Raw genomic sequence first — 9,724 nt, 5'->3', positions numbered from 1 at the left:
TCAATTCCTCGCTTTTGTAAGTCTTTGAGAAAGTTTTGGAGTTCATCGCCAGTTTTAAACTGTTTGAAAAAATCATCCGGAAATAGGTCTTTTGTTTCCATAAATATGTAAATATTAAATGTATAAATAAAATTCTGCTCGATTTTAACCCAAGCAGAATTTTATACTTACACAGTTTTTGGTACAGTGTCAAAAATAAACTAAAAGCCGCTCATTGAGCGGCTTTTTTTTATTCACTAAATTTATCTCCTCTGAATATTTTCACAGGATTCCCTCTTGCAATAGACGTTTGATTATTCCATTTTTTTTGAACCAAGTCCTTCAATTTATTGGTTTCAAATCCTTGTAATTTCAATAACAAACGAGTTGTTGCAGTTTTTTTGTTCTGATGTTGTGAACGTAAATCCATCGAAACAGCCGAAATTCCACTTGGTTGATGTATCGCACGAACAGCCGAATTTACTTTGTTTACATTTTGTCCACCATTTCCAGAGCTTCGCATTGTTTGGTATATAATTTCATTCGGATTGATTGAATTTTCTTTCGGAATTTCTAATTCAAAACAACCAATAAACCAATTTTTTCGTTGATGAAATTTTCGGTATGGACTTTTACCAATCCATAAAATTGCTCCAAGCCAAGTTTTTAAAAACGTGTTTAAATCATTTCCTTCAAGTTCTATAATCACAGATGAAAGTTGATGAAAATCTTTATCCATTTCTCTTTCAATTATGTCAAACTTAATTTCAGATTTTGTGCACGCTTCCGAAAACTTTTTAAAAACATTAGTCACCACAAAATTGCATTCCGCTGGTCCTCTACCCGATGTAAGTTGAATAATTTTTTTCCTCATCATTATTTATCCATTCGTACAATTTTCGGTGTAAAAGTTCCCAACACTTTCACTAATTCAGTCTGTAAATTCATCACCGTTTTTATGTTTTTATATGCCAAAGGTGCTTCATCTACACTTCCGCCAATCAGCTCAATTCCTGCATCTTTCAATTGTGAATTCATAAAACTTTTAGTAATTGTTGATTTACATTTCGCACGCGACATTTTTCGTCCCGCACCATGCGAAGCCGAATTAATACTCAATTCATTTCCCAAACCTTCAACAATGTAACCGTTCGCGGTCATCGAACCTGGAATAATTCCTAAAATTCCTTTTCCAGCTGGCGTCGCTCCTTTACGATGAACAATTCGTTCCGTTCCTTCAACCATTTCTTTCCACGCAAAATTGTGATGATTTTCGATGTTAAAAACGATACGTTTTCCCAAAGCTTTCGCAATTCTTCGGTGAATATCATCGTGACAAGCCTTGGCATATTCGCCAGCCAAATTCATCGCTGCCCAATATTCTTGGCCATCGTACGTGTCCAAATCTAACCAAGCCAAATGCTGAACTTGCTTCGGAAGTGGACATTGTTTCGTCGCCAAATACGTATAATGTTTTGCAATATTTGCACCCAAACCACGCGAACCACTATGCGATAAAACAGCCAAATATTCTCCTGGAATCAAGTTCCATTCAGGTTTTACCTCATCTAATTTCACAATCCCAAATTCAACAAAATGATTCCCTCCACCAGAAGTTCCTAATTGTTGATAAGCTTTTGTTTTTAAACTTTTCAAGATTGGAATTTCATCAAAAATAGAACGTTCAAAAATTTCATGATCCGCTTTTAGTTTATGCGTTTCATACATTCCGAATTTGGTATGATCTTGCAAAATCTGAATCAATTGATGCGATTTTCCTTTCAAAAAACTAGCTGGCAAATCGTAAACCGAAAGACTCATTCTACAACCAATATCCACACCAACTCCATAAGGAATCACCGCATTATCCGTCGCTAAGACACCTCCGATTGGCAATCCATACCCCGAATGCGCATCTGGCATCAAAGCTCCTTTTACCGAAATTGGCAATTTCAATGCATCATATAATTGAAATTTTGCTTGCTCGTCAATTTCATTTTCTCCAAAAATCGAAAAAGGTGAACGCGTTGTTTTTAATTCTTGTAATCTAACCTCAACTGGTTTTATTAATCCTTCCGCAACTTTTCCCCAAATTCCGTGACCGATGTATTTTTCTGGCTCAAGTAAAACTTCTTTTGCTTCGTTAATAATCGTTTGTTTCTTTTCTTTTTTTCTGTATCGATGAATTTGCCCAATTGCAATATTGATCGAATTATATTTTGGAAAGCCTATTTTTATAAAGTCCTTTCCAGAGATTTTATTTCCCATGATTAATATCTTTTAGATAACTGATGTTCTTTTTCCATCAGCATTTCAGCGATTTCAATCGCTAAATTTTTATTATTAAAAAATTTCCTTTTTGTAAAAGGATTTTTAAATTTTGGTTTTCGTTCATACGAATACCCTCCTCCAACTATTTTCTTTAAAAGGATTCCTTGATTTTTATACTTGTCAAAAAAATGATCGATTTGCGCTTCTTCGCGCTTCAAATCAATATCAAGCGGTTTGTAATACGTAATCATATTTGGTTTTATAATCAATCGAAAACGCCACGGTTGTAGAAATTCATAAATTCCTTTGAAACGTTTTGTCTTGGGATCATACACCTGAATACACACAAAATATAGACGTTCTTCATCATTCAAAATTGAATACGGACCTGAATATTCGTAAGGTTGCAATTGTTTCAACTCTTGAATTCTCTGAACATAAATTCGCTTTCCGTTTCGTTTTCGTTTTTTTACAAACTTTCGCGTTTCTGCATATTGAGAAGTATTTATTTTCTTTAGAATTTGAGTAAAAAACTCAATCTCATTTTCTTTTTTAATATCTTCTCTCAATACAATATATCGCTCAAAACCTTTTTGACACGGCTCTTTTAAAAGAACAAGCGGAATTTCTTTTTGTTCTTTAAAAATTTCTTTTTGACGTTTATATTTCTCTCTTACATTTTTTTCTTTCGTTGTTTTTACACTTCTTTTCCTCGCTCTTTTTGTTCGTAATTGAGTAGAAAAGAAAATTGAATCTTCCATAAAATGGATTATTTGATTGCAAATAATTATTTTGAAATAATTAGCGCTAACTATTTCTTCTTCGGAAGTTTTTAGAAGTTATTCTGAATCTAGAATGGAATAATAAAAGAAAAAGCCCGAAGAATCCTCCGGGCTTTTGATATAATAAGTAAATTATTTACGATTTATAAGCACGAAGAATGCTCATTGCAAAATCTGTTGCAATAGCTAAAAACTGATATGTCGTTTCTTTGAACATTTTATTTCTTCGTTATTAAATTGTTATACGTTATGATTTTTATCAGTGCAAATTTAAGTCAATAAAATTCACATTTCCAAATCCTTTGTGAAATTTCACTAAAAATAGGGAGAAAAATATTATTGATTTTTAACATTCATTTAGTTGAAGAAGTTCCTTTCAAAATTTCATCAGTTAATTCCATTATCTTGGTTGAAGAATTTGATAAAATAATTACATCTTTATCATTAGTCCAATGTTTATTTCCATTAAAATCTACCACAGAAAATTTTACTTTTCCTTTCAAATCTTTCAATAAGTCATTTACGATATAAATTTTGTACACATTTTCTTCTTTTTCTACTGAAATTAGCACATTTTCGAAACTTCTTTTCACTTGATAATGTAACGCTTTCCAATTTCCTAATTTATCCAAAGACGACCACGAAGTTACTGGCCAAACGTCATTCAATTGCCAATACAAACTTCCCATATTATAAGGTTTTGCACGTCGATGTGCTTCAATTGCCAACTGAATTCCGCGTGCTTGTAACAATTGAGAAACGTAGTTGTACTGCACAAAATCGGTCGGAACAACATAATCTCGCTGCATATATTCGTTGATTGTTTCCCAACCTTTTGGATGTTTTTGATGCGCTAAAATTATTGCAGAATTTTTACTCAATGTATCTTTTTCAGAAAACATTGATTTCACCGTTTCCAACGTTGGCATTCCTTGAAAACCATATTCAGAAGCAAAACGTGGAACTTTTTTTTCATACGTTTCAAACGATTCCATTCCCCACCAAACGCCCCAATAATGCGAATCTCCTTGCGTCAAACTTTCTTTTCTTCCCCAACCAATCGAAGGTGAAGACGGCCAATAGCGATTCTCTGATTTTGGTAAAATCGAATCTAAAACATTCGGAATAATATGATGAAAAGTCGTTTGATAATCTTTCCAAATACTCAACGAATCTTGTTTCGACCAGCCCATTTGTTTCTGATATCCCCAATTTTTCCACGCTTCATCAATTTCATTATTTCCACACCAAAGCGCAATAGAAGTATGATTTTTTAGGCGATTCACTTGATCAATTGTTTCTTGTTTTACATTGTGAAGAAAATCTTGATCGCCAGGATAAAAAGCACAAGCGTACATAAAATCTTGCCAAACCAACAAACCTTTTTCATCACATAATTCATAAAAATAATCGTTCTCATAAATTCCACCACCCCAAATACGAATCATATTTATATTGGCTTCAACCGAACTATTTATCAACTTTTCATAATCATTTTTTGAAACTCGTGAAACAAAATTATCTTGCGGAATATAATTTGCACCTTTCATATAAGTTGGAATCCTATTCACTTTAAAATAAAACCTAGAGCCAACTTCGTCTTTTTCTTTTACCAATTCTATCGTACGTAAACCAAATTTTAAATACTTAAATATCTGTTCATTTCCTTGTTTAATTTTGAATTGATAATCGTATAAATACTGTTCGCCCATTCCATTTGGCCACCATAATTTTGGATTGTGAATCGTTTCATCAGTCGAAAAATGATTAATTCCTTTGGTTAATTTTTGAGTGATTATTTTCTGATTAAAATTAATTTCTACAGCTGTATTTTGTTCCGATTGGATAATAAATTTAAACTTTACTTTCGCTTGATTTTTATCCAATTTGACAATTTCATAAGACAAGTCATTCAGTTTTAAATTATTCCAAGAAATAAGTTCAATTGGTTTATAAATCGCAACCGTTACCAATCTTGGTCCCCAATCCCAACCATACTGATATTGCGCTTTTCGAGTAAAAACACGCTCACCTTCTGGTATTTATATGGAAGAAGATTTGCTAATCGTTTTCCTTCATTAGGCGACGATTTGAATTGTATTTCGAGCAAATTATTTTTATCTTTCAGTAAATCTTTGACCGAAACTTCCCAAATTCGAAACATATTATTCGCATCCAGAATTAATTTTCCGTTCAGAAAAACTTTTGCATATGTATCCAATCCATTAAATTTTAACTGAATGTTTTGCGCTTTTCGTTCGGCTTCAGTCAAATCAAAAGAAGTTTTGTAGTTCCAATCTTCGTTTTCTACCCATTGCACTTTTGCATCATTAACGTCTTTGTAAGGATTTGGAATAATATTATTTAACATCAAATCGGTATGAACAGAACCAGGAATCTCAGCTTTCAGCCATTTTGAATCTCCTTTTTGTTGAAAAGTCCAATTCTCTAAATTCAAATTTCGAGTCGTTTGAGCAGAAAGTTGAATAAATGTAAAAAAAGTAATAACAAAAAATAGTAATCTCCTCATTTTGTGCTGATTTTCATAAGGATAAAATTAGGTTTAAAATTCATATAAACACAAAAGAGATTATTAAAAACAATTTCTTTTGTTGAATACATAATATAGGCTTCGTTAATTATGGGAATAACGAATATGCTAAACTTAGGTTGACTCGGCTATATTTGAATTTCAGAAAAAAGCAACTGATTATTCAATCGATTTGTACAATCAAGATCAAGCGGAAACTACAAAAAAATGGAAATGATTCTTCTATCAATTTAAAACAAGTTATGCGAGAAGAAAATTTAATGGATTATGATTTTGAAAGTGCTAAATTTAGAATTCAAGAATTACATTCAAACTTTTTCAAAACGCTAAACGAGCATTCTAAGCAAAAACTAACACCTCTTAATTTGAAATATTGTTCGTATATCTATCTTGGTTTAGACACCAAACAAATTGCAACTCTTCTTAATATTGAACCAAAAAGTGTACGAATAACAAAGTATCGTTTGAAACAAAAATTTGGTCTAGTAAAAGAAGATAAATTATATACTTTTTTTCATCGGATAATTGCCTAGATTTATTTTTTAGTAAAAAACACACTTCAACTCTCGTTAATTTATTAAAATATAATTCATAATATTTTTCAAAAAACTTGCAGTCTGCTCGGAAAAGATTATTTTTGCCTATTCGACAAATAGAATATGAAAAATATCCGTAATTTCTGTATTATCGCCCATATTGACCATGGTAAAAGTACCTTGGCCGATCGTTTATTGCAAGTAACAAACACGATTTCTGATCGTGAGTTACAAAATCAAACATTAGACGATATGGATTTGGAACGCGAACGCGGAATCACAATTAAATCGCACGCCATCCAAATGGAATATGAAAAAGATGGTGAAAAATATATTTTAAATTTAATTGATACTCCTGGTCACGTGGATTTTTCTTACGAGGTTTCTCGTTCAATTGCCGCTTGTGAAGGAGCTTTGTTAATTGTAGATGCTGCGCAAAGTATACAAGCACAAACCATTTCTAACCTTTATTTGGCTTTAGAAAATGATTTGGAAATCATTCCAGTTTTGAACAAAATCGATTTACCTTCTGCAAATCCAGAAGAAGTAACAGACGATATTGTTGATTTGATTGGTTGTGATCCCGAAGATGTTTTGCGTGTAAGTGGAAAAACAGGTGAAGGAGTTTTAGAATTGTTACATACAATTATCGAGAAAGTTCCTGCACCAGTTGGTGATCCAGATGCACCATTACAAGCCTTGATTTTTGACTCTGTCTATAATCCTTTCCGAGGAATTGAAGCTTTTTATAAAGTGGTAAATGGAGAAATCAAAAAAGGGGATCAAGTAAAATTCATGGCAACCAACAAAAAATATGGTGCCGATGAAATTGGAACGTTAAAACTGAATCAAGTTGAGAAGAAAGTCATTAAAACTGGAGATGTAGGTTATATTATTTCTGGAATTAAAGAAGCTTCTGAGGTAAAAGTTGGAGATACAATTACATTAGTAGAGAATCCTGCAAGCGAAGCTATTGATGGTTTCGAGGAAGTAAAACCAATGGTTTTCGCTGGTATTTATCCGGTTGACACAGAAGATTACGAAGATTTGCGTGCATCTATTGAAAAGTTACGTTTGAATGATGCTTCATTAACTTTTGAAGCTGAATCTTCTGCTGCTTTAGGTTTCGGTTTCCGTTGTGGATTCTTAGGAATGTTACACTTAGAAATTATTCAGGAGCGTTTAGAACGTGAGTTCAACATGACGGTAATTACAACTGTTCCTAACGTTTCCTATGAAGCATATTTGGAGAAAGATCCAGAAAAAATGATTCCGGTTCATAATCCATCTGAATTGCCAGATCCATCAGGATTAAATCGTGTTGAAGAACCATATATTCGTGCAGCAATCATTACAAAATCTGAATTCGTAGGTCCTGTAATGAGTTTATGTATTGAGAAACGTGGTGAATTACAATCTCAAAATTATTTAACTCAACATAGAGTAGAAATGATTTTCAATATGCCTTTGGCTGAAGTTGTTTTCGATTTTTATGATCGATTAAAATCTATTTCAAAAGGATATGCATCGTTTGATTATGCACCTTCTGGAATGAAAGCTTCAAAATTGGTGAAAGTTGACATCATGATTAACGGTGAAGTTGTAGATGCTTTATCTGCCTTAATTCACGTTGATAATGCCTACAATATTGGAAAGAAAATGTGTGAAAAATTACGCGAATTAATTCCTCGTCAACAGTTTGATATTCCAATTCAAGCCGCGATTGGTGCAAAAATTATTGCACGTGAAACAATCAAAGCATTACGTAAAGACGTTACTGCAAAATGTTATGGTGGTGATATTTCTCGTAAACGTAAGTTATTAGAAAAGCAAAAAGCTGGTAAGAAGAAAATGCGTCAAATTGGACGTGTAGAAGTTCCACAATCTGCTTTCTTAGCTGTATTAAAATTGAACGACTAAGTTTTATTTTATATAAATTATTTAAAGCCACTCATTTGAGAGGCTTTTTTTTATAATAATTGGTAAAATTTTTATACTAATAAACTAAATACCAATCGCATGAAAAACTTACTAAAGCTAGAACAACTTGCTGTATTAATTTTTATGTTAGGTTATCTTTTTGGAAATAAGATTGGTGCAATATCTTATAATTTTATTCATAACAATTACATTGATTCTCATTAGCTATTCTTTACACATTGAATGGTGTTTAATGATTGGATTTATATTTTCCGCTCATATTGCGTTCGATCGTTTTTTAGGGTTTGGTCTCAAAAAATATGATGGTTTCAAATCCACTCATTTAGGAGATTTATAACATCACAACCTCATCTGTCGAGCCTTTTTCCAAAATTTCTGAAATACTTCGCATCGTAATTTCTGAAATTTGTTCCAACGCTTCTTGTGTAAAAAAAGCTTGATGCGCAGTTACCAAAACATTTGGAAAACTCATCAATCGCTGAATCATATCATCCTGAATAATTTCTGCTGATAAATCTTTGAAGAATAATTTTTCTTCTTGTTCATAAACATCAATTCCCAAATAACCAATTTTATGATTTTTTAAAGCTTCAATCGCTTCATGTGTATTGATTAATCCACCTCTACTCGTATTAATAATCGTTACGCCATCTTTCATCAACGCAATCGTTTCTTGATTAATCATGTAATGATTTTCTGGCGTCAACGGACAATGCAACGAAATAATATCTGAGCTTTTAAACAACGTATTCAGTTCCACATATTCCACGCCATTATTCATCAATTCTTGATCTGGATACAAATCATAAGCAATAATCTTACATCCAAAACCTTTCGCAATATTGATAAAAGCCTTTCCTATTTTTCCTGTTCCAACAATTCCAATCGTCTTCTGAAAAAGATTAAAACCAAGTAAGCCGTTCAATGCAAAATTTTGTTCACGAACACGATTATAAGCTTTATGTGTTTTTCGATTCAATGTTAACAACATCGCCATTGTATGTTCAGCAACAGCCTCGGGAGAATATGCAGGAACACGACAAACTTTAATTCCAAATTCTTTCGCAGCTTCCAAATCGACATTATTAAAACCAGCACATCTCAATGCAATAATTTTAACGCCTTTTTTTGCTAAAACTTCAATGACTTGTCGGTTCACTTTATCATTCACAAACACACAAACAGCGTGCTCATCTTCAATCGCGTTTACGATATGCGGACCTAAATGTGTTTCATAAAAATTAAGTTCAAAACCATAATTTTTATTTTCAGCCTCAAAAAAAATTTTGTCATAAGGCTTAGACGAAAAGAAAGCTATTTTCATTGAATTATTTTTAACTAATTTATGTTTTTAATTAATTGTAATTTACTTTCTACTTGATTATTATAAAATTTTAAATCATTCAAAATTAATTCATCCTCTATTTTTGATATTTTACTAAAAGCTATAAGCTGATGAATAAAAATTTCTAACTTCGTGAAAATTCAAATTCACACATGAAAAATATACTTTTGTAATCTTCCCTAAAAACCGGACCGTTTAAAAATATAGTTTATTAACTTAGGGATAATTATGAAACAGAGCAATTTTACAGAAGTTCAGATCGTCAAGATCTTATCAGAACAAAATCAAGGCAAAACAGTCAATGAAATTTGTCGTGAAC

Annotated in this window: 9 protein-coding genes; 3 read left to right on the top strand and 6 right to left on the bottom strand. The window is 32.1% G+C overall.

What is annotated here, in order from left to right; genetic code table 11:
* Positions 1–229 precede the first annotated feature (229 nt).
* From prfH to G0Q09_RS14250, 5 genes are all read right to left on the bottom strand, one after another.
* Positions 230–856, bottom strand: coding sequence for a peptide chain release factor H (gene prfH / locus G0Q09_RS14270; RefSeq protein WP_257468282.1), 627 nt, complete (start codon positions 854–856; stop codon positions 230–232).
* A complete protein-coding gene (locus G0Q09_RS14265; RefSeq protein ID WP_219035380.1) occupies positions 856–2,247 on the bottom strand; it encodes an RtcB family protein in 1,392 nt (463 codons plus the stop codon). The genes prfH and G0Q09_RS14265 overlap by 1 nt, the downstream gene beginning before the upstream one ends.
* A gap of 2 nt (positions 2,248–2,249) precedes the next feature.
* Entirely contained in the window at positions 2,250–3,011 is a 762-nt protein-coding gene (locus G0Q09_RS14260) for a hypothetical protein (protein WP_219035379.1), read from the bottom strand.
* 374 nt (positions 3,012–3,385) lie between these two features.
* Positions 3,386–5,074, bottom strand: a complete 1,689-nt coding sequence (locus G0Q09_RS14255) for a beta-mannosidase (RefSeq protein ID WP_371875746.1) — start codon at positions 5,072–5,074, stop codon at positions 3,386–3,388.
* Positions 4,999–5,562 carry a glycosyl hydrolase 2 galactose-binding domain-containing protein gene (locus G0Q09_RS14250; protein ID WP_219035377.1) on the bottom strand — a complete coding sequence of 188 codons (564 nt, stop codon included), beginning with the start codon at positions 5,560–5,562 and terminating at the stop codon, positions 4,999–5,001. The genes G0Q09_RS14255 and G0Q09_RS14250 overlap by 76 nt, the downstream gene beginning before the upstream one ends.
* A 263-nt stretch (positions 5,563–5,825) precedes the next feature.
* On the opposite strand from G0Q09_RS14250, the gene G0Q09_RS14245 reads away from it, so the two are divergent.
* The 3 genes from G0Q09_RS14245 to G0Q09_RS15290 all read left to right on the top strand — a co-directional run bounded on the left by G0Q09_RS14245 (position 5,826) and on the right by G0Q09_RS15290 (position 8,397).
* A complete protein-coding gene (locus G0Q09_RS14245) occupies positions 5,826–6,116 on the top strand; it encodes a helix-turn-helix transcriptional regulator (RefSeq protein ID WP_219035376.1) in 291 nt (96 codons plus the stop codon).
* Between the two features lie 126 nt (positions 6,117–6,242).
* On the top strand, positions 6,243–8,039 hold the full coding sequence (lepA, locus tag G0Q09_RS14240) for a translation elongation factor 4 (RefSeq protein WP_038332533.1): 1,797 nt from the start codon (positions 6,243–6,245) through the stop codon (positions 8,037–8,039).
* 253 nt (positions 8,040–8,292) lie between these two features.
* Positions 8,293–8,397 carry a DUF4260 family protein gene (locus G0Q09_RS15290; RefSeq protein ID WP_257468281.1) on the top strand — a complete coding sequence of 35 codons (105 nt, stop codon included), beginning with the start codon at positions 8,293–8,295 and terminating at the stop codon, positions 8,395–8,397.
* Here the strand turns inward: G0Q09_RS15290 and G0Q09_RS14230 are convergent.
* Positions 8,392–9,384: a 2-hydroxyacid dehydrogenase gene (locus tag G0Q09_RS14230; protein WP_219035375.1), complete on the bottom strand. Its 993-nt coding sequence runs from the start codon at positions 9,382–9,384 to the stop codon at positions 8,392–8,394. The genes G0Q09_RS15290 and G0Q09_RS14230 overlap by 6 nt on opposite strands.
* Positions 9,385–9,724 lie beyond the last annotated feature (340 nt).

Source organism: Empedobacter falsenii (assembly GCF_019308355.1).
GTDB classification, from domain to species: domain Bacteria; phylum Bacteroidota; class Bacteroidia; order Flavobacteriales; family Weeksellaceae; genus Empedobacter; species Empedobacter falsenii_B.
This window is presented reverse-complemented; position numbering and strand designations above follow the sequence as displayed.